At 60.6% G+C, this 1,136-nt stretch carries 1 protein-coding gene; it reads right to left on the reverse strand.

Going from position 1 to position 1,136, the window contains the following annotated elements; all coding sequences use genetic code 11:
* The coding region (locus EV680_RS11865) for a hypothetical protein (protein ID WP_207894353.1) at positions 1–1,136 on the reverse strand (1,136 nt) is incomplete at both ends.

Raw genomic sequence — 1,136 nt, forward strand, 5'->3', positions numbered from 1 at the left:
TTGTCGGTAACGGTCAGGATGTCGCCCGCAACGGCATCGGCCGGCAGACCCACTGCTACGTCGATGTCGCCATCGAGCTCTTGGTGGTTGATGTAGCCGTCGTTGTTGGCATCTTCTACGATGGTCACCACCGGTGCGCCCGGCTCGTCCAGCTTCAGCGTCGCTTTGTCTTCAGCTATGTTGCTTTCGTTGCCGGCCGCATCGCTCACCTGCGCGGTGGCCACAAACTCGGTGCCGTTGGCCGGGGCGTCAAACGCGGCCTTGACTTGACCCGCGTCGATGTCGGCCTGGTTGAGCACGATCTCTTTCGGGGTGTTGCCGGTGCCGGTAATCACCAGCAAATCGCCGGCTACGGCTTCTTTGGGCAGCGTAACGGTGACGTCGATCTGACCGTCCAATTCGTCTTTGCTGATGTAGCCGTCGTTGTTGGCGTCTTCGTCAATCACGATGGTCACACCGTCTGTCACCAAGTCGCTCAGATCCAGTTTGGCGCTGTCGCGGCCTTCTTTGGATACGTTGCCGGCCGCGTCTTCAATCACGGCGGTCACGATCATGTTGGTGCCGTTGGCCGGCGGCGTAAACGCGGTGGTGATGTAGCCGTTGGCTTTGTCTTCGGCCGTAATCGCCACTTCTTTGGTGAGGCCGTCTGAAGTGACTTTGACGATGTCGCCTACGCTCACTTTGTCGCCGTTGAAGCTCACTTTGACGTCAACGTCGCCGTCGAGCTCTTCGCGGTTGATGAAGCCGTCGTTGTTGGCGTCTTCGGTGATCTCCACCACCGGGGCGATGCCGTCGTTGGGGACGTTGCCGTCGGTCAGGCTCTCGTCGCGCCCGTCGGGGCCGGTGTTGCCGGCGGCGTCGGTCACGTTGGCCACCACTTCGAGTGTGCCCTCGGTCGGGATTTTGTTTTCCGGGACGGTCAGGGTGACGCCGTCTTTAATGTCTTCAGCCGTCAATTCTTTGCTGAAGTCGGGTTTGCCGTCGCCGTCGTAATCAACGTTCAGAACGTCGCCCGGCTCGGCATCGGCCGGCAGCGTGATCTTCACTTCTACGCCGTCTTTGATTTCTCCGGCATTCAGATGGCCGTCGCCGCCGTCTTGAATCTCAACTACCGGCGCGCTCGGCGCGGTGGTGTC

The organism is Uruburuella suis (assembly GCF_004341385.1).
Taxonomy (GTDB): domain Bacteria; phylum Pseudomonadota; class Gammaproteobacteria; order Burkholderiales; family Neisseriaceae; genus Neisseria; species Neisseria suis.